General features: G+C 39.7%; 17 protein-coding genes. 2 read left to right on the top strand and 15 right to left on the bottom strand.

Translation table 11 applies throughout. The features are described 5' to 3' along the window. Position 1: 1 nt before the first annotated feature. The 13 genes from FK004_RS02905 to FK004_RS02840 all read right to left on the bottom strand — a co-directional run bounded on the left by FK004_RS02905 (position 2) and on the right by FK004_RS02840 (position 14,959). On the bottom strand, positions 2–3,886 hold the full coding sequence (locus FK004_RS02905; RefSeq protein ID WP_108735896.1) for a hypothetical protein: 3,885 nt from the start codon (positions 3,884–3,886) through the stop codon (positions 2–4). A 7-nt stretch (positions 3,887–3,893) separates the two neighbouring features. Next, positions 3,894–5,549: a hypothetical protein gene (locus FK004_RS02900; protein WP_108735895.1), complete on the bottom strand. Its 1,656-nt coding sequence runs from the start codon at positions 5,547–5,549 to the stop codon at positions 3,894–3,896. An 18-nt stretch (positions 5,550–5,567) separates the two neighbouring features. Then, positions 5,568–5,897 carry a hypothetical protein gene (locus tag FK004_RS02895; protein WP_108735894.1) on the bottom strand — a complete coding sequence of 110 codons (330 nt, stop codon included), beginning with the start codon at positions 5,895–5,897 and terminating at the stop codon, positions 5,568–5,570. Positions 5,898–5,914: 17 nt separating this feature from the next. Then, a complete protein-coding gene (locus FK004_RS02890) occupies positions 5,915–7,432 on the bottom strand; it encodes a hypothetical protein (protein ID WP_108735893.1) in 1,518 nt (505 codons plus the stop codon). 42 nt (positions 7,433–7,474) lie between these two features. Next, complete coding sequence (locus FK004_RS02885; protein WP_108735892.1) at positions 7,475–8,563, bottom strand: type I restriction endonuclease; 1,089 nt, start codon at positions 8,561–8,563, stop codon at positions 7,475–7,477. Positions 8,564–8,594: 31 nt separating this feature from the next. Continuing rightward, complete coding sequence (locus tag FK004_RS02880; protein WP_108735891.1) at positions 8,595–8,885, bottom strand: hypothetical protein; 291 nt, start codon at positions 8,883–8,885, stop codon at positions 8,595–8,597. A gap of 26 nt (positions 8,886–8,911) precedes the next feature. Beyond that, positions 8,912–9,736, bottom strand: a complete 825-nt coding sequence (locus FK004_RS02875; protein ID WP_108735890.1) for an IS5 family transposase — start codon at positions 9,734–9,736, stop codon at positions 8,912–8,914. Positions 9,737–10,630: 894 nt separating this feature from the next. After that, on the bottom strand, positions 10,631–11,110 hold the full coding sequence (locus tag FK004_RS02865; RefSeq protein ID WP_108735888.1) for an SH3 domain-containing protein: 480 nt from the start codon (positions 11,108–11,110) through the stop codon (positions 10,631–10,633). Positions 11,111–11,206: 96 nt separating this feature from the next. Further along, positions 11,207–11,413, bottom strand: coding sequence for a hypothetical protein (locus FK004_RS02860; protein ID WP_108735887.1), 207 nt, complete (start codon positions 11,411–11,413; stop codon positions 11,207–11,209). A gap of 96 nt (positions 11,414–11,509) precedes the next feature. Beyond that, positions 11,510–11,938, bottom strand: coding sequence for a hypothetical protein (locus tag FK004_RS02855; RefSeq protein ID WP_108735886.1), 429 nt, complete (start codon positions 11,936–11,938; stop codon positions 11,510–11,512). A 25-nt stretch (positions 11,939–11,963) separates the two neighbouring features. After that, on the bottom strand, positions 11,964–12,251 hold the full coding sequence (locus tag FK004_RS02850) for a DUF3892 domain-containing protein (RefSeq protein ID WP_157956012.1): 288 nt from the start codon (positions 12,249–12,251) through the stop codon (positions 11,964–11,966). Between the two features lie 119 nt (positions 12,252–12,370). Further along, on the bottom strand, positions 12,371–13,039 hold the full coding sequence (locus tag FK004_RS02845) for a response regulator transcription factor (protein WP_108735884.1): 669 nt from the start codon (positions 13,037–13,039) through the stop codon (positions 12,371–12,373). Positions 13,040–13,045: 6 nt separating this feature from the next. Continuing rightward, positions 13,046–14,959, bottom strand: a complete 1,914-nt coding sequence (locus FK004_RS02840) for a sensor histidine kinase (RefSeq protein WP_108735883.1) — start codon at positions 14,957–14,959, stop codon at positions 13,046–13,048. Positions 14,960–14,976: 17 nt separating this feature from the next. Between FK004_RS02840 and FK004_RS19140 the strand changes: the two genes are divergently transcribed. Both FK004_RS19140 and FK004_RS02830 read left to right on the top strand, forming a co-directional pair. Further along, complete coding sequence (locus tag FK004_RS19140) at positions 14,977–15,375, top strand: hypothetical protein (RefSeq protein WP_157956011.1); 399 nt, start codon at positions 14,977–14,979, stop codon at positions 15,373–15,375. A 348-nt stretch (positions 15,376–15,723) separates the two neighbouring features. Next, positions 15,724–16,875, top strand: coding sequence for a hypothetical protein (locus FK004_RS02830; protein WP_108735881.1), 1,152 nt, complete (start codon positions 15,724–15,726; stop codon positions 16,873–16,875). An 8-nt stretch (positions 16,876–16,883) separates the two neighbouring features. On the opposite strand, the gene FK004_RS02825 is transcribed toward FK004_RS02830, so the two are convergent. Next, on the bottom strand, positions 16,884–17,660 hold the full coding sequence (locus FK004_RS02825; protein ID WP_108735880.1) for a TIGR03915 family putative DNA repair protein: 777 nt from the start codon (positions 17,658–17,660) through the stop codon (positions 16,884–16,886). After that, positions 17,660–18,916, bottom strand: a complete 1,257-nt coding sequence (locus FK004_RS02820; RefSeq protein ID WP_108735879.1) for a putative DNA modification/repair radical SAM protein — start codon at positions 18,914–18,916, stop codon at positions 17,660–17,662. The genes FK004_RS02825 and FK004_RS02820 overlap by 1 nt, the downstream gene beginning before the upstream one ends. Positions 18,917–19,095: the final 179 nt, after the last annotated feature.

The following is a 19,095-nucleotide window of genomic DNA, read 5'->3' as shown; positions in this document are numbered from 1 at the left end:
GCTATTGTTTTTTGATGCTTTCCAACAGGTATTCTTCTAAAAACTTCATGCCTTCCAATATGATAATGGGCGCGATAAAATCGAATTTTTCTGACTTTGTACTTTCCGATGCCAATCGGTATTCGGGTAGTGATTTGATATAGGCATTCATGTTCATGTTTTGGAAACCGTTCATAAAGTCCTGCTGTGTCATTTTAAGGCCGAACATATCTGTAGCGACCTGAAAGTAAGTACCGGCAAATTCGGCAAACTTAGGGCAGGAGATTTTTCCGGGAACAGGCGTGCTGTTGAAATAAGTTCCCAGCCCTTCCATCATTTCGGAACTGATTGATGCATCATAGGCAATTTCCTTTTTCTGCCCTTCGGCAGTGAGCATGGTAAAACCTTCTTCTCCTAATATCTCAATTGCATCATTGGTTTGTGGGACTAATAATGATTGTGTCGGGTAGGCCAGTCCTTTGGCTACTTCATATTTTACATTGGACGAATCGGCAGTATTGGTCGGATTGATGATTATCGGTGGCCCGCCATTGTGGCCGCCCGGGAAAAGATTGGCCTTGGCTTTTTCCATTCCCCCAAAACCTTTGATGAATAATTCCGTGAAATAGTTGTTGGCCAGCTGTTGGTCGACCGCCGGGAACCAGTCAAAGATTCGTGCCCCTTTTCCGGCAAATACAATATTGATAATCGGTTTCCAGTCTTCATGTGCCGGATGTTTATCGGGAGAATTGACAATTTCATTCCGGAGTTTGTACGCAATCTGCCCGGCATAATACATGATCAATCCGGTTACATAGAGGTTAATGGACATCATTTCGGGACATTTTGCCCGTAACAATTGGTAAAAAGCAGGAAAATCTTCCTCTTCTAACCGATCTACGATTTGTTCAAAATAATAAGGTGCCGTTTCGGACGTATAACGATCCGGTTGCACATTCAGTCCCTGGATGGAAATTTTCTTCCTTTGGCAGATTTCCAGCAATACATTCTTGAAATTGGGCGAATAGCGTGTCGCAAAAGAAATGCGTTGTGCTGCAAACCGTATCGAACTTTGTTTTACAAGTGCCAGGCTTGGCCCTTCATCGCCCATCATCATGCACATCGCACTGATATCCGTAGTAGATCCGCCTACATCAAAGCAGAGCGTAAGGTAGGAATCGGACTTATTCAAAGATTGGTTGTTGGCGAGGTAATTGGCTACAGCACAGGCTTCGGTTAAAGCTTTATTATCAGAAAGTTTTTGAAAATTAAACGTAACCGGTCCGTTATCGACCTTAATTTCTTTAAATTTTGTTTTCTTTTCTACTGGTGCTCCCCAACCCGCGCCAGCAGCTGGTGCCGTGTTTTGTGCTGCTTCCGAAGGGGTTTCGCCCCAGGCAGGTGTTTTTGCAACGGGCGCTGCAATCCCCCAGGTATTTTGGGTAGCGGTATCAAAGACAGGCTCTGATGAAATCCGGGTGTTTGCCGGTGATTTGGAAACCGATAATGGTTTTCCTCCTACGATAGGATTGATGGCTGGAAGATCGTCCCAGATATTTTGGTATTGCCCAACCAGATAAGAACTCATCGAAGAAGGGTAGGACCATTTCAGGTTGACAGGGACGTGGCCTTCTTCAAATAATTGGGCATACACGTGTAGCAGCAAAGAACTGAGATAGGCTTTTTTGTAGCTGTTTTCAAGTTCGTCTGTAGACCATTTCATATTGTGTACGAGTTCTGCACTGCCTACTCGGGGATAGGACAAACGGTACCGGTTTTCTGTGGCACTTTCTATCGGGAGATTTTTCTCGAAATTTGGAAATCCGCCTTTAATGGCCATCGCGATTGCAGATTCCATCGTTTGGATATCACTGTCTTTTACAATGCGTTTTGGATCATGTATGGTCAGGATGGATTTAATGGCGTTGGTACGGATCTCATCATTTTGAAAAAAGAAAATCTCATCTTCCACAGCAGGCCGGACGTCATTATTTTTCTTATCGGAAGCGAATAGTGAAATCCTTCTGTTTTTCAACTTCATATCGGGTTTCATACGCCCTTCATGCTGGGAATAATAGGCGATAGAAGTATTGGTACTCCCAAAGTCGACCCCCAGGTTGGCTTCTTTCAGGGTGAAACTATCGGCTAATAAATTGCGGGGCATTTCGGCTTCGTTGATCGCAGAATACCGGATGATTCCAAATCCACAGTGGGCACCGGCATAGGCTAATTTGATTCCTTTAAACGGCTGATTGCTTTCGTAGATTTCATATTTGTAAGCGTTATCTGCTACAGCATTATTAGAGGCAATATGCAATTCAGCTTTTATGTTGCCATATTTTTCCGGGATGTCCACAGTCCTGCCTTTTTCGGCTAAATAAACGGGAGCACTTTTGTCATCCAGGATGATTTTGAAATTTTTGTCGTTAACATCGCCAACAAAAGGTGTCGCCTGAAACTTGCCATTATTATTATGTGGAATTTCGGAATACAGGAAATAGCGGTTCCATTGTTTGGAGATAAAGTTGGGCCAAAGCAACAGGTCCTGGCCGATTACGGCATCACGTGTTATTTTGTAAACGACCTGTTTAATGATAGGCTCGTTATTATTTTGTGTAAATAATTTTAACGTGACAATTACTTTCTCTCCTTCCACATCATTTGGGTCATAGACTGCTGTAATCCGGGACTTAACAGCTGAGGTATCGTCCAGTCCTACCAGGGCATTCAGGCTTTTGCCAAATACATTCAGTGCCAGCGGAGTAAGCGGTAAGGCAAAATGAGCATAGGTACCCGGTTCGCCTTTGGTCTCGGCTTCCAATAGGATTATAGGGCGGGATTTTAAGTAATTTTTGGTTTCCGTCCCTTCTTTGCCAAAATCGATCATGGCAATTTCGGTTGCATCCGGTAAGAGCAGGTCTTTCGGGTCAAAGGCAATACTGTCTTCTAAATTGGCATCGGTAGCAATCGTTCCTTCAGATCCATATAGTTCTGTCGAATAGTTGAAAAGGATGCCGAATGGATAATTAAACAGGGTCCCTACTTCCGGTGGAGCCTGGTTTTCGAGTTTCGGATATCCTTTGCTTTCCTGGTAACGTACCATTTCGTTCATCCAGCTTTGGATTGCTCCACCCAGATTGGTGTAGGTTGGCCGTAACAGTACATCCAGGTTGGAAAAATGATTTTCGAAAGTGTTGATATTTCGAAGGATGTGCTTCGCATAGCCATATATCGTAAACAGGTCTGTCGGATTTAAGTCGGAACGCAGGGGATTCGTAAATTTCCCGCTGTTACTGTTGACGAAAGGCAGTTTATCCCCGATTTTATAAGATACGGAAGTAAACAAAAAACTGTCCGGTGAAGTCCCACCCACCACATTGCCTTTGAAGGAGATGATATCAATAAAAGGGACTTTGGCACTATTATCGGCTAAGGACTGGTCACACCATAAGGGCTGACGTTCGAAAAGGACATTTCCAAATGCGCCTGTAGGCTCATAAATATTCCCGGTATCAATGGCTTTTTTACCATCGGAATAAGCCAGGTGGATGCGGTCGATATGGAGGTCTTTGTAGTTCAGTGCGATGCAGCTGATAAAGCCTTTCCACTCGTCCAGTAACGATTCGTAAAACCGCATGAATCCAACGGCTTCGGTAGTGGTTTCAGTAACGCTATCCAGTGCATTCCGGAAAAGGTTGGCTCTCGCGTAGGCAGTGGGCATACCGGAAACAATAGAACCAATGTCGACGGTAGCGCTCCCTTCTTTATCATCTGCCAAAGCAGGAATCAGGATGTTTTTGGTAAAGCCTTCGATGGCTTTTATTTTTTCCCAGGCAAATTCAACGCCCTGGGGTTCGGAGTTAGGATGCACTTTTATTGCCAGTGCTTTTAATGTAGTATCGGCCATGGTGCTATTAGTTTAAATTGAAATTTTGGGAATCACTCAGGGCATTGTAAATGTGTGCCAGGAATTTTTCTTTTGGAGTACTTACTTTTTGATCCTGTTTTGCACTGGAATTGATCAGTTTGCCAACAAAATTCTCATAGCGGTTTCCGGTTATATTACGAATAGAGCGGGCATCGGACCAATGGTGTTTTTTGTCCAGGAATAAAGCGCCCACATCAATGTTTCTTAATTCCGGTTTGGAATCAGGAAAGGCACTGCTGTCGAACATAAAGTTTCCGGGGGCTACCGTATTTCGTACCTGGTAAAGCCAACCGGGTACAAAACGTTCGTTGTCAAAAGTATAGGTGAAGTCCTTGAAATAGGTATCGATTTCACTGCATTCGGCATCTGTAATCGAGCTGTATTCTGAGATGGCCTGGTTTTCAAACTGGCTGATAAACCCTTTTAAACCATTATCGCCTTCGGCAGCTCCGTTCTTTGCGAGGCAAATATGGGCTAAGGAGAAAAAGGCTCCTAAACGGTTGGCAAATGTATCGCCCGCTTTATTGGTATTACCGACAAAATCATTGAAGGAAAAATTGAATGTATTATTGTTGAATCCAACGGCCTTAAAGAGGTATTCGGCTTTTGCTCCGTCAAAACCGGTCTCCCGGGTAAAAAAGTCATAAGCAGCACAGGCACAAATAAGTTCCGTAATATGGCAGGGGTTTTTCTGTGTCGCCCCACCGGTGATTGTTTCATGTCCACTGGTACCGGCATCTATTTTTTTACTTTCTATCGGCCAGCCGATATGGTACAGTATCTTATAGCTTTTTTGGACAGTAGGGTCACTTTGGTAAAATTGCAGGGCTGCCTGGCTGTTGAGTGGAAAAAAGGAAGAGTCGGCAATAATGCTATTCTCTTTGTTTGATTTTTGTTTATTATCCGGTTTGTTAAATGTGAAATATTCGGTAAGCAATGTCGAGCCAAATTTAGCACTGGACAGGTCAATACTGGATTTTCCCCCGGAACGGATGGTCACAAAATCCTGCAGGGCTTTGGGAAGCACCGGAATAGCAGAGGCACCCGTACCACCAAAAATAGAACCGAATATAAAAACGCGGGCATTGGCACCTGCTGCTTCAATTTTGGAAATAAAGGCATCCAGTTCCCGTTCCTGTGGTTCTACGTTGCCACCTTTGGCCAGATTCCGGGCTGTTTCGATTATACCGTGGTACATCAGCATGGAGCCGAGGTGGGTTTGTGCCCGATAGCCGTGTGCCAGTCCAAATTCCTGGACAGTAGTATTATCCAGAAATAAATCGGATAACAGTTTATTGGCTTTTTGCTGTTCGGAAGTACCGCTGGAAAGTTTGGAAATGTTTTTAAAATTCTCCCTGCCTACGCCCGAATAGTTGGTGTAATAGCGGTGCAGGTTTAATTTGGCAGAGAAAAAAGTATTGGCATTGGGTGTTCCGCCTGCGATAGTCCCCGAAGTTTTTATACGATTGTAGAGTTGTACCTGTTGCTCGACTTTTGCTTTATTGCCGTTGGATTGATCGGTGTCGAGTGTCAGTAAATCGATCTCCCGACTGTCGAACATTCCAATAGCGCAGAGGTGCGTGAAGGATTCGAGGCAACGCATTCCGGTACCGCCGATCGCGATGATAAATAATTTGTCCATGTGTAGTAGATTAGAGGATTAAAACCAGTTCCCGATTTTCCCGGTACGAAATAATTTGCTCAACAGGAAACCCAGGAGGATGTAGAGTATGAAACCTACTCCGGTTCCAATACTCAATGCCTGTAAGTACTCATGGGTCGCCATCCGCCCTGCGTCTTTGGGCATGAATACACAATAGCCTACCAAAAATGTAATGATGGGATTAAGCACGGCCACGATCCAGAACCACATTTTTCTTTTTTGTGGGTCTTTGGGACGGCTACCACCCTCAAAACGGATGGAATTGGCGATGAATGCGGACAGCAATAAAAATATAAATGCTGCGATGATGGTAATGATATAAGCCATAAGGATTCTTTTTGAAATTATTTGTTAGCGTTGGTTTTGATATAATAAGTATAGATTACCGTATTGACCGGATTGATTTTAGGATCGGCCAGTGTACTTTGAATGGAAGCTTTTAAAGCAGTGTTGTTGCTCTTTGGATTTACTGTGGATTGCCACGTAAACCAATCCAGTTTTTCAGTTCCGGGTTTTGCATTTTTGACGATAATATCGACGCGCATTAGCCCCTGTGGATTTGGAATATTTTTTACGGCAAACTGCGAATCAAAAACTACTCCTATTTCTGCTTTTTTATTTTTACTGTCTTTTTTAGAATTGGCAAACAAAGTTTTGTTGAGGGTGAAAAAATCAGGAATTGATGGTGTTGCTATAGGTTTGTACACCCATTCATCTTTTATTTTTCCTTTTTTGTCATAACAGGCTAAGGCGATGGGATCATTTTCATCTGCTAAAAGTTCATTCTCAGCATCACTGCCTTTTGTGATTTTTGGTTTGTGCTTTAGTGCTTCTTTACATTTGGCAAAAAGTTCAAAATCCTCGGTGATATCAGCTACTTTTACATCTAAATCACTGATGTTATAGGAATCGGTATTGCTGAGGTCGATAAATAATTTTCGGAAAAAATCTTTGAACTGTAATTCGTTTTTAGTTTTCTCAATGTATTCCCAATCCAGTAATAAGGGGTAGAATTCATAATTTTTATGCTCGGTAAGCCCATTGACATAATTTTTTTTATCCAGTTCTAATACATTTTTTGCAACGTCTGTTCCTGCAGTAGGATCGTAGAAAATTCCTCCGGATGTTGTAGTTTCATATCCTTGTGACAATTGGTAGCCTTGGTTTGTTAAATCAAAGTGTGGTAATGCGGACAGTACATTGTGCAACTTTGGAAGGATGGCTGAATTTGGCGCATAAAAAACGGTAAAGTACAAGTGTTTTTGAATGCCATTTTCAGAATAATCGGAAACATAAAAACGGATACTATTTCCATTCTTTAACCATTCTATAAATTCTTCTTTTAGGAAAGCAGTTTCTGTAATTTCAACGGGTTTAGCTGAATTGAGACCATATTCTTCAAAATCGGTAATTAGAAATGCTTCACGATTTTTAGAAATAATATCTTTTACAGTTTCTTCAATAGGAGCATAGATGTCTTTGTACTGTTTGCTGTCGTTCAGCATCATGCCGAGTTCGGTAGGGGTAGTTTTTTTCGGGATGAAGTCTATTATTTTACTTCCCAGTTTAAAAGCTTCCAGCTCTGATCCCATTAAAGTATTATAACTTTGAGAAATCAATTCTTTATTCTGAGGAATATTAAATGCCATTTGAATCCCATCAGAAAAATCGATGTACATGGATTGCTTGTCTTTTTGAATGGGAGTTCCGGCAGATTTTATGTCCTGATAGGCTTCAATTCGGGAACTTAACGCGGTATCATAAGGATCAAATTCAAGAAAAGGTTCATTGTTAATCCCGTCACCGCATTTTATTGAAGTAAGCGAGATCAAAATTGCTATAACAATAGTAGTTTTTTTCATTATTTTAGATTTTAGTAAGGTGTGAATTAGAGTAGTTGTGCTTTACTCCTGGGGTACGGTTTCTTTTTTGTCGTAGTTGGCCACCGTTTGTAATAATGCTTCGGAGAAATTAAAAAGATCATCCAGGGAAGCAATCTCGGATTTTACTTCTTTTTTCTGTTCGTCCAGTATGGCGATATACTTTTTGGTCCCGTTAAAATAAAGTCTGCAAATTGTTTTACGATTGTTGTTGTCCAGCAGTATGGCGAAATAGGAGAGTGCATCCCGATAGGCAATCCGGGTGGCAGGGAATTTCTGGCGCAGTATGGTTTTGACAATCATAAAACCTTCCAGTTCTTCTTCTGTGGTAACAATACCGGAAGCATCTTCTTTTACTGGTTCCGAAAGTGCGGCATCCTGTTCTTTGGTCACAGCATCCTCTTTTGTCAATGCCGATTTTAGCCTGTCGGTAATCAGGTCACTGATATATTGCTGTAGGGATTTTTTGGTCAGGCTGGTAAACTGCTCGAGTATTTTGGCCGTAATCATTCCGGGATAAACCTGTTTGGCAAAATGCTTGACAAAATCAGTTCCGGGATTCGTAAATTCAGATTCGATTAGTTTCTTTAATTCGAATGTATACTTGAGGTCACTGGCAGTCGTAACAATATTTTCAAAATCGTAATGCGCTTTATGAAATTTCTTTAGTTCCTCGATTTGATTGTCTTTGATATCGGTAATGTCAAAAGCAAAAAATGGTTTTTCATCCATTTTATTGACTTCTACCAGATCGGTATAAAACCGGTATTCGATGCCGTTGGTCAGGATGGAAAATTTGGCTTTGGTCGTATGGAAATACCGGAACAGTTGGGAGGCATTATTGACATTCAGTGGAGCAGCATGGTGTTTGCACTCAATCAGGATAATCGGTTCCCCTTTTTCCATGATAGCATAATCGATTTTTTCCCCTTGTTTGATTCCCACATCCGCAACTAATTCGGGGGTTACTTCGAAAGGATTGAATACATCATAGCCCAGTTCCTTGATGAATGGCATGATAAAAGCATTTTTTGTCGCTTCTTCAGTATGTACCTGGTCTTTGAGTTTGGCCACCCGTTCGCCCAGCATTTTGATTTGATTTTTAAAGTCCATAGGAGAGTATTATTATTAGATAGTTTTTATTTTAAGGTTTGGAAGCAGCGAATAAAATTCCAATTTCTTGACTGGATGTAATGGAGTATTTAATTCCATTTTTAATAGTTTCACCTTCCATATTATTTATTTTTTCACCTTCAAGTAGACCAATTTTTTGCATTATTTCTCCTCTTCCATTAGGAGCTAAAGAAGGGTCTAATCCCGCTATTATACCGGTAATAGTTATTATTATGTCAACTCCTGATTGTAAACTACCATCACCTTGGGCAAGCATCATAATACTTCTTACGCTATCATCTTCTTTATTTAACTGAACCATTATTGCGATTTTATCATTGAAGTGGTTTAAACTTTTTCCTTTTTAAATTTTTTTGATGCTATTACTATAAATGCTATATAATTGAATCCTTTCCAAGATTCAGTTGTTGTGTCATATCTATTTAAGATTGACCTAAACCCATCTAACCAGGCATTTGTGCGTTCGATTGTATATCTCTGCTTATAGAGTTGCTCATCAAAATATTCATCCCTCTCACTATGACCGTTACGTTTGTTAAAACAGATATTAGCTTGAATGTTCTTATCTGAACATGCTTTTCTTAAGTCTTTAGAGTCAAAACCTGCGTCTGCATTGAGGAACAATCCATCTACAGAAATATTGGCTTGTTCTAATGTTGCTGTAATGTCTTCAAACTGAACCTCAATATTATACAGGTCGTTGTGGTTTCCCGCAAGAGGTTCTGACATTGCTAATGGCAAGCCTTGCCTATCGGTTAGATAGAGTGAATTAGTTGTTTTTCGCTTCTTCCGACCTTGATAGTCAACCTGTTCACCGCCTCGGATAGCAGGAGTATGGCTTCCGTCCAAATCCACACTGGAAAGGTCAAGTTTTGAGTGATGACGGCTAAGGAATTTAATCCAACAAGCTTTCCAGAAACCGCAAAGACTCCACTTGCGATAGTGATAGTAAACAGATTGCCAACTTATAACCTTATTTTCAAAAAGAGCCCTAATGGGTAGCTGATGCCATTGAAGGCCCGTTTTAAGTTTGTAGAGTATAGCATTTATCACTTCTGATAATGGAACTGTTACAGGAAATCCACGACGGGCTTTAGGTATATATGCAACAATTTCCAATTCTATTGTATCTTTGTCAAGTACACTGTACATAAAGGGTTGGTTTTGATAATTGTATGTTTAGCGACACAAATATCGACAACCCTTTTTTAATTCTAAAAAAAGTTTAAATCACTTCATTGAGTAGAAATTGAATAGTATTGTTTACAACTCCTGTTTTTTTTATTAGTTCTTTTATCCTTAACCCGCTTTTCGTTTCAACCATAAGAGAGTTGAAATTGGATTTAAATTCTTTTGCTGATTCTATGATATGATCATCATTAGGTTGTATATCTTGCTCTTCAATAGCTATAGGTGTTACACTTTGTATCTCCTTCAGTCTTGTGTTTTTATCATCGTTGCTTCCATATGCAAAAAAGAGGATGCCACCGAGAATTAAAAACTAAATCAGATGTTGTGTTTTTATTTTCATGATATTTTGAAATTATGGGATATTGTTTTTTTATAAAGTAAAAAGGGATGGAACCTCCTATAACATACATTACGAGATCTTTCATGTAGAATGTTTCAGGAATTAGAGTAATCAGCTGTTCGAGTTCTGACAAGATTGCAACTATTGGAATAATCAGCAACCAAAAGCTATTTTTGATATTCATTTGATTGTTCCAAAGCAAAAACATCAAGTTCATATAGGAGAATACACAAAAGCCATCTGGTAATGAAAACATGATCCATTCGGGCATTTTATTTTGAAAGTACAAACGGTGATTTCTGAGACTATTTATTTCCTGTTGGATTTCAACGTTATCAATCCATGAAAACATTATCAAGCTGGACTTTCTAAAAAGTATATAAATCATACCACCTATAAATAAGGGTGAGAGATGTCCAAGAATAAATTGACTATGTAATGTCTTCTGTTTCATAGGTCAAACCTACAACTGCGGAAAACCATATCCTTACGGTTTTCCGTAAACACCTCTTTTTTTAGTTGATCAGGAATTTTTTAGGGACATAACCCACATTTCCAGACTCTTCGACTCTTACTTTTACCCAATCTTTCGTAGAGGCAAGATGGATCAGCCTGTCATTTCGTTTTACGATTTCCACCACAGCAGAAGTGGCTACAGGTTCTTTTCTAAGATTCAGTGCTGTATTTGCAGCATAAAATAAATGATTGCTGGTAGTCGTTTTTTCGGTGGTAGTAATATGTAGGGAACTATTTTTTGTGGATGTTTTAGGGACAAAAGTTTGAATTTCGGCCCTTTTAGTGCAAACGCCACAGCTGCCACCATTGGAACAATACGCGCAACGCGAGCAGTTTTTACAGGCAGTGCAACTGGCAGAGCCGGTACACTTCCCGACTTTTGTTTCACAGCAGGAAGCCAGTAATTTAGTGTTGGTCTGTTGGGCGATTCCACTTAGTGGCAGGTATAGGAATAGAAGGGATAGTAGTGCTTTTTGCATGCTAAATTATTTTGAAATTAAAAAGAAAAGAGAGTATCGACTTTAAGTGAAAAATGATCCCCGAATAAACCGGGAACCATCTTGAAAAAGTTTTATTTAGTTCGTATGGCAGTCGGGACAACAGGTTTTACACCCATTCGATTGCGTATACGTTTTTTTAGCTTCAGTGACCGCATCTTTACAGTTGGAAAATTTTCCCAAAGATTTTTGGTTCGCTGTGCTGGGCAGATAGCTACAATCTTCGGTGTGGACTTCATGGTCGCCGTTGGACTGTGCTTTGGTGTTTACATAATAATTTTTCATAATATTTAAATTTTAAATTTATACTTCAAAACTATAGTATGTAAGCCGCCTGTCCTTACGGTTTGGCACAAGGGCGGCTTTTAAGGATATGGTAGGCTATTCGGTCTGCAACTCATATACTTTTCCGGTTGCATCTTCTGCCCGGATTTTACCATGGCCGACCCATTCTGTGGTAATGAGTGATATAATGCCCAGGCTATCCTGGACACGGCCATTGCCATATTTACCTTCTGTACTGATATTTCCGGTAACGGCTGTCCCATTTTCATCCGTACCAAAGACATCATAATTGTACTGGTAATGATTGGGTACGCCCGTTCTGAATTTGTATTTGTACGTGCTATCGGTATGATAGGTTTTGGTGTCGTGAATGACAGGATTTTGTGGCGAATGTTTTTGGAGGAAAGGAACAACCTCCAGTTGTGGTGGCTCTTGAGAAGCATGCCTGCAGGCGGCAAAACTTAAAAGGGTACAGAGTAGTGTACTGTAGCGTAAAAGCTGTTTTTTTAAAAAGGGAAAAATCATAGTAGTGGGAGTAAGGTGAAAAATATTAAGGGCCTTCGGGTAGGGTTAATAACAAGTGATTGGCAGCTGTGTCCAGGACTGTCCTGAGATAGAATTTGCCTTCCGGGCTGTTGGTAATCCAGACATTCACCTGACGATTATTGTGGCGGATAAAGAACCGGTTTTCCCTGGACTTGATTTTTTCGATCGCGGCTTCCAGGGACAAGGTCCAGATATGGCCTTCTGCAGTAAGACCACCAATACCAAGAATCCTATTGGGGATCGTAACGTTTTGTGCTGTGTGGATACAGCGTATTTCGACGTAAGCGGGCATAATTTGTTTTTTGAGCAAACCTAAAAGCTTTGTAGTCGCTTTCCTTACGGTTTTCCATACAGCCAGGCATAAAAAAACCGGCTTAGAAGCCGGTTTATAATACACAAAGGGGAATTGGATTAGATTAACCCCATGTCTTTAGCAATACTGATCAGGTGATTGGTATTACGGGCTTTAAAATAAATTTTAAGCTTATTGATTCTTTTTTCGATACTGCTGACGCTGGTCGCACTTTTTTGCTGCTTTTTGAATTCGCCACTGATTTCCTCATTACTGAGTCCGCTTGACAGGTGTTTTACGATGTCGATATCATGTTCGTCGATTTCCAAAACCGAATTGTCCAGTAGGATATGAGACAGGCTTGGAGAGATATAACGTTTTTCACCCGCAGCCAGCAGGTTGATCGCTTTGATGATCTCATCAGAACTGTCACGCCCTTTGCATACATAACCGCAGATATGCAGATCGTCAAATAAAGATTTGATTCTATATTTACGGTCTTCAATAGAGTAGGCAATCACTTTTAGCTGTGGATGGGTTTCCTGTAATTTTTCAATCAGTGCTTCTCCCGAAGCCAGTTTGGTATCCCGGTGATCGGGTTTAAAAGAAAGATCGCTGATTAGCAGATCGAAAGGTTCCTGATCCAATACCGCTTTCCTGATTTTATTGTAGGCTTCATCGCAGTATTTCGCCTGATGGATTTCAATGGAATAGAGTTTTTCTAAAACCGTTTTCAATCCGAGGCTTAGGCTGTCAATGTCTTCGTTGATTAGAATTTTTTTAAACATAGTTTTTTAAATAGGATAAACAAATGAAACTTTAAGTCCTTTTGGGGGTACAGGGTCAAAAGTAAAAGTTCCGCCAATGGATTCTATACGGTTTTCCACATTCCGCAATCCATTTTTTCGGGAAAGTGCGTCAGCGTCCATTCCCACGCCATTATCAGAATAATTAACCTGGATTTTTTTGTCTATGTTTTTAAATCCAATCACAGTAAGCGTAGCCTGGCTGTATTTTTTCATGTTGACCATCAATTCCTGGAGGACACGGAAGGTAATGATCTTTTTATTTTCTTCAATTTCGTTCCATGGAATGCTATCGATTCCATTAATCAGCACATTGCGTTCCGGAGTGTTGTATTCTGAAATCATACTTTTCAGGTTAGCCGCAAAGGCTTCACCGGTATCGATGGTACTGTTTTCCCGGGAGATATTTCGGGTTCTTTTATAGACATTTTCCAGGTTTTGCAATAAGGTTTCCTTTTTTTCGTCGACAGCCAAATCCTGGTTGCTGGCAAAATTCATCACATTGAAGAGGTCGTTGGCCAATTCGTCATGGACTTTCTTCGAAAGACGGGTTTCGGTCTTATAACTTTCGTGGATTTTTTCCTGCTTGTGCTTTGTGTTTTTTCGGTAACTTAAAAATAGCGATAATAGTATAATGGATACAATTAGTGGACCCGCAATTGAAACTGTAATTAAGAACATTTTTTCCTGCCTTTCTTTTTCTATTTTTTCTTTTTGGAAATCATATTTTGCTTTCGCAAATGCATTTTTGGCTTTTTGTCGTACGCCTTTAATACTATCATTAAGATGAGCATATTCTATGTGATAAGTATAGGCATTTTCTGGATTGTTGTGGATCATTATGTCTAAGGCTTCTATTTTGCCATCTACACTTTTTATCCTTTGGGCTGCCTGATACGATTGTAATGCATATTGTAATGCGAGTATGCGATCTGATTTTTCATAATATTCTGCCAAATGGAAATTGCCGGCAATCAAACCGTTTTGATCATCATCTTGTTGACGAATTTTTAGCGCTTCTAACATTTGCTCCAAGCCTCCTTTTTTCTCCTGTTTATATAGAGCATAACCATAATTGTCTTTTATTTTCGCAATAGTGCTAAGTTTTATTTTTTCTTGTAAATGTGGAGCTAAGATTATTTCAGCACTATCGTATTTTTTTTCCGCAATGTATACAGTAGCAATATTATTGTCTGCGATAGCTTTATTGATAGTGTCTTCTGAAAGTTGTCTATTTTTTTTATAATAGTCCTTAGCAATTTTATAATCGTATATTTTTTTATAAGATATCCCCAGATAATTATAAATGGATTTAAGGTAGCTAATTTCAGTTTTTGAATTAGTATATTTTAAGGCTTCAGTACTGGCATCTTCCATTTCTATAAAGTCATTATAGAAGTAATGGATATTTGCAATTTTTAGTAATGTATAGATTAACATTTCATGATCTTCTACTTTTTCAAAGCCAAGTTTAGCATCATAATATTCCTTGGATGCTTTTTTGAGGTCACCAATCATGACATCAAAATTTCCCGATAGTAATTTCCCTTTTGAAACATATCTTAATTCCGAACTACTATCGGCCATATGGATGTAGAGTTCAAGATTCTGCTTTGCAGCTATAGAATCACTTGAATCAATCAGAGCATTTGTTTTTTTGAATAGTATATCAAAAAGGATATTCTTATCATTTGCTTTCTGGGCATATTTTTTAGCAATAGTGTAAAGCGGTAGTGCCGTTTTGATTTGAGAATCTGCATATGCACTATCGAGATAGATTGAAGCACTATCGGCATACGAGTTGTTGGTAGAGGTGAAGAAATGCGATTCTTTGCTACAGGAAATACAGCAGATCAAAATGGCTAAAATAGCAAACGGGGAATAAAACTTTTTAAGTATCATTCCCCGAAATTACTAAAATGGATTATATTTTAATTATTTTTTTAACAAATTATGGTTTTTTGGGTGGTTTGATTGGAACGATCTCATCATCACCAGTGCCACCAGGATTATTGGGATTACCAATGGTGTTATCCAATGTAGTTATTGAATCCCTTGCCATCAAGACTCCGGGTTTTTTGGGTGGTTTAATTGGGACGATCTCATCATCACCGGTGCCACCAGGATTATTGGGATTGCCTATGGTGTCATCTAATGGTGATAAGGAATCCCTCGACATCAAAACTCCAGTTTGTTCAACAGGATTTTGTAAGGTTGAAAAAGTATCGTCATCTGTCGAGCAGGATACGAAAGTTGTGCATAAAGCAATAGCGATTGTAGGTACTAATATGAAATTTTTCATCAGTTTAAATTTTTAAAACTGGACATGCCGATGGCCGTTCGGACTGTTGCCGAGGTTGTGCTGGATGTCGTGTTTTGATTAAGGAGTCACACCTTGTGACTTCCGGAGTGGGAAGTCTGAAGCTTTGATATAGAAGAGTATAATTGTACTTCCCGGACAATTTTCAATGCTATATCATTACATCAGTATTAAACTAGTTTTGTACATTTGCCGAATTGCATGCTGATTCGACAACTAATTCTGATGCAAAGATGTGACTGATTTAACTGCTGATTACCAATAGATTCTAGAGTTTCCAGTCATTCTATTTATTCTAAAGAATGATTTTGAAAATTCTAATTATTCTAAAAATTCTATAAGGCTTATGACGAAAATTACATTTACTGATTCTGATTTGCTGAAGTTTTATCGTTCAGAAATTAAGAAGCGATATAATGCTATGAGGGAGGAGGGAGAATATTTTAATTATTTTCATAATCCTACGAATACAAAACTTCGTGAGATGAGTGGGATGCTTCTTAGTACGAAAAAATTAAATGCTACTGATACCGATATCTTTCAAAAATTCTTTGATGAATCTAAAACAAAAGATTTAAGAATAGCAATTGAACAGTATCCAATTGGAGGATTGAAAGCTTCTGAATCTTTCTTTAAAAAAGAAAAACACAATCTTCAAGACATTGCCGCACTGGATTTATTAGCGGTGCTCACGAATTATGAACCACGTCCTTTTTTTAAATTCAAAAAAGTATATCCATTTGAAGAGGTTGTTAGTGAGCCTCTGAAGGAAGAAATTACTTTGTTAGCAAATGGACCGGCTGTTACCATTCCAACAAAAGAATTAGTGATGGAAGGTGAAGATGAAGTAGCTCATATTGAGGAAAGGGAAGTTGAAGACAATGAAGTATGGGCTATTTCTGAAATTGAAAAAGGGAATGAGAAAACTGTAGAGAAAGCAAAAAATGAATTCTCAGAAATAACGGCCCTGATTAGTGATCTTAATGATAATGATGATGGAAATAATGAAGAGAAAAAAGCAGTAAAGATAAATGTAGCACAAGACAGGCTTGGTCTTACGACCGAAGCAAGTCCTGTAACTGTAGATGATGAGGGAGAAAAAATAGCAAAAGGAAATCGTGCACGGAAATTGATCTATGCGATAACAACTTTAGTTTTTATCATTGCAATAGGTGTTGCTGTCAAAGTACAATTTTTCCCATATTATGATCATATGCAATGGAACGGGACGCAATATGTCCTTGCTCCAATGGATAGTACTAATGAGACTAATATTGAACGGGATGATAAAATGCTGAGGGATTTTAAACAAATCTTCCCTACGCGGAAACAGGTTTTATTTGATAAAGATGATAAGGGATTGATTTGGTATTCCAGGATTAAGAATGATACGTATGAATTCTTTTCTTCGGAAGGGCCTAAGCAACATCCAGTAACAAAACATGAAATTAAAAGAGTAACCCGGAGCATTGCCCGGGATCATATCCCATTAGAATAAACCCCATATTAATTCTTCCCTTTCTTTTCTGTGAGGTATTTCCAATAGCGTTTCGGTACGTGCTGGATGTGGAGTTTCATGTTTTTACGGGCAGGAATGTTGGTACTTTTAAAATAATCATTCCATAAGAGGGCATAGAGATGCTCTTGGGAATCTAATAGCTGTTCGGGGAGGTACGTGCCTGCTGTTTTCGCTTCGGGAATCATTTCAAAACTTACTTCTGCGACGGTTTGCAGGTCGTAAAACAATCCATATTTACGTTTCAGGTCATAAATAATCCACTGTTGGTCTGCATAACGGTTTTTACAAAACCGGGAGATCAATGGCAATACATTATAATCCGGTTCTATAGGCGCGTAGAAAATACCATCGGCTGTTTCCTGGAAACGGATAAACGCTTCCATCCGGTGCTTTTCCCGGTGGACACTACGATCCATTTGTGCCACGGCCAGTAAAGCCGGATTTCCATAATTATGTTCCGCTCCCTTGGCATGGTCAAAAATATAACAGGCTGCTTCAAAGAGGTGCTGGAAAAAATCCGGTACTTCGGAAAGGAAAGCGGTGTAAAAGCGTTTTTGCCAATCGGGACTTAATTTCGCCTGTAGCCCTTTCCAAACCCTGGTCGATTTAGCAGGATCAGTAATTACTTCAAAAGGCTCTTCCAGCAACCCGGGTTGGAAATGGGACTGTAAAACGAGTTGTATCCGCCCGGGTTTTCGTTCGTAAAATTCAAAAAGGGCCGTGAGAAATCCCTCAAAAGAACCATCAAAAATATAGACTGTCATTAGAAAAGGCTCAGTTGATTTAGGGGTGTTTTCAGGTATTTGCTATTACTTTCCGAAAGGATGAGATTTTTAATGCGCATTGGTTCTGGATTGTCCAGTTGGAAGATGCTATCGGCACAGCGGATAAAATGTTTGGCGCGGTTATACGAAATCCCGATTTTCTTCAATTGGTCAGCACGCAATTTTCCAAATTTACGGGCCTGCACAATTTTTTTGGCGGAGCCGACACCAATTCCGGGCACCCGCAAAATCATTTTATAATCTGCTGTATTGATATCAACCGGGAAATGTTCCATATTTCGTAATGCCCAACTGAGTTTGGGGTCGATATCCACGTCAAGATGCGGATTGCCTGCATTAAGGATTTCGTGTACATCAAAACCATAAAAGCGCATCAGCCAGTCGGTTTGGTAGAGTCGGTTTTCCCGTAATAAAGGGGGCTGACTACCGATTATAGGCATCCGATCATCGTAACTAATTGGAATATAACCGGAATAATAAACCCTTTTCAAGTCATAGTTTTTATAATATTCATTAGCACTGTACATAATCTCCATATCAGTTTCGGGTGTAGCCCCGATAACCATCTGGGTACTCTGGCCGGCAGGGACAAACTTCGGGGTGCTCTTGATGAGTTTGCGTTCGTCTTTCAGCTGGATGATTCCTTTGTTAATGAAATCCAATGGTTTTTTGACATCATCGTGGGATTTTTCCGGTGCCAGGAGTTTTAATCCCGATTCAGTCGGCATTTCCAGGTTGATACTCATCCGGTCGGCATATAATCCCGCTTCAGTTAATAATTCCTCACTGGCACCAGGTATGGTTTTCAAATGGATATAGCCGTTATAACGCTGCTCGAGGCGTAATTTTTTGACAATGCGAACCAGGCGTTCCATCGTATAATCCGCATTTTTAAAGATACCGGAACTCAGGAACAAACCTTCAATATAATTACGGCGGTAAAAGTTCATGGTCAATTCCACGACTTCATCTACGGTAAATGCAGCACGCTTTACATCATTGCTTTTGCGGGAAACACAAAAAGCACAATCGTAAATACAATGATTGGTAAGTAGGATTTTCAAAAGGGAAACGCAACGCCCGTCTTCGGTATAGGTATGGCAAATTCCGGAAGCACTGGCGTCGCCAATTCCCTTATTGGTATTTTTTCGATTACTGCCGCTGGAAGAACAGGAAACATCATATTTCGCAGCATCGGCCAGAATTTGGAGCTTTTCACGGATTCTTTCAGACATACTATAGGGATTAAAAAAGGGATATAAAATTAGAAATAAAGAAGCCGTAGCATTCCTAAACAACCGTTAAAAACCTTTCAAAAATAACGTGTAGGATACTTCTTATCGATACCGTTGTTGTTACAGTAAAAGTCGCTTTTTGCGCTTTTCATTTCTTTTTAATAGTATAATAAGACTAT

Source organism: Flavobacterium kingsejongi, assembly GCF_003076475.1.
Classification (GTDB): Bacteria; Bacteroidota; Bacteroidia; order Flavobacteriales; family Flavobacteriaceae; genus Flavobacterium; species Flavobacterium kingsejongi.
This window is presented reverse-complemented; position numbering and strand designations above follow the sequence as displayed.

Excerpts from the sequence above, each read along its gene's own strand:
- FK004_RS02905 (WP_108735896.1), bottom strand. The coding sequence starts at position 3,886 with ATGGCCGATACTACATTAAAAGCACTGGCAATAAAAGTGCATCCTAAC.
- FK004_RS02900 (WP_108735895.1), bottom strand. The coding sequence starts at position 5,549 with ATGGACAAATTATTTATCATCGCGATCGGCGGTACCGGAATGCGTTGC.
- FK004_RS02895 (WP_108735894.1), bottom strand. The coding sequence starts at position 5,897 with ATGGCTTATATCATTACCATCATCGCAGCATTTATATTTTTATTGCTG.
- FK004_RS02890 (WP_108735893.1), bottom strand. The coding sequence starts at position 7,432 with ATGAAAAAAACTACTATTGTTATAGCAATTTTGATCTCGCTTACTTCA.
- FK004_RS02885 (WP_108735892.1), bottom strand. The coding sequence starts at position 8,563 with ATGGACTTTAAAAATCAAATCAAAATGCTGGGCGAACGGGTGGCCAAA.
- FK004_RS02880 (WP_108735891.1), bottom strand. The coding sequence starts at position 8,885 with ATGGTTCAGTTAAATAAAGAAGATGATAGCGTAAGAAGTATTATGATG.
- FK004_RS02875 (WP_108735890.1), bottom strand. The coding sequence starts at position 9,736 with ATGTACAGTGTACTTGACAAAGATACAATAGAATTGGAAATTGTTGCA.
- FK004_RS02865 (WP_108735888.1), bottom strand. The coding sequence starts at position 11,110 with ATGCAAAAAGCACTACTATCCCTTCTATTCCTATACCTGCCACTAAGT.
- FK004_RS02860 (WP_108735887.1), bottom strand. The coding sequence starts at position 11,413 with ATGAAAAATTATTATGTAAACACCAAAGCACAGTCCAACGGCGACCAT.
- FK004_RS02855 (WP_108735886.1), bottom strand. The coding sequence starts at position 11,938 with ATGATTTTTCCCTTTTTAAAAAAACAGCTTTTACGCTACAGTACACTA.
- FK004_RS02850 (WP_157956012.1), bottom strand. The coding sequence starts at position 12,251 with ATGCCCGCTTACGTCGAAATACGCTGTATCCACACAGCACAAAACGTT.
- FK004_RS02845 (WP_108735884.1), bottom strand. The coding sequence starts at position 13,039 with ATGTTTAAAAAAATTCTAATCAACGAAGACATTGACAGCCTAAGCCTC.
- FK004_RS02840 (WP_108735883.1), bottom strand. The coding sequence starts at position 14,959 with ATGATACTTAAAAAGTTTTATTCCCCGTTTGCTATTTTAGCCATTTTG.
- FK004_RS19140 (WP_157956011.1), top strand. The coding sequence starts at position 14,977 with ATGGATTATATTTTAATTATTTTTTTAACAAATTATGGTTTTTTGGGT.
- FK004_RS02830 (WP_108735881.1), top strand. The coding sequence starts at position 15,724 with ATGACGAAAATTACATTTACTGATTCTGATTTGCTGAAGTTTTATCGT.
- FK004_RS02825 (WP_108735880.1), bottom strand. The coding sequence starts at position 17,660 with ATGACAGTCTATATTTTTGATGGTTCTTTTGAGGGATTTCTCACGGCC.
- FK004_RS02820 (WP_108735879.1), bottom strand. The coding sequence starts at position 18,916 with ATGTCTGAAAGAATCCGTGAAAAGCTCCAAATTCTGGCCGATGCTGCG.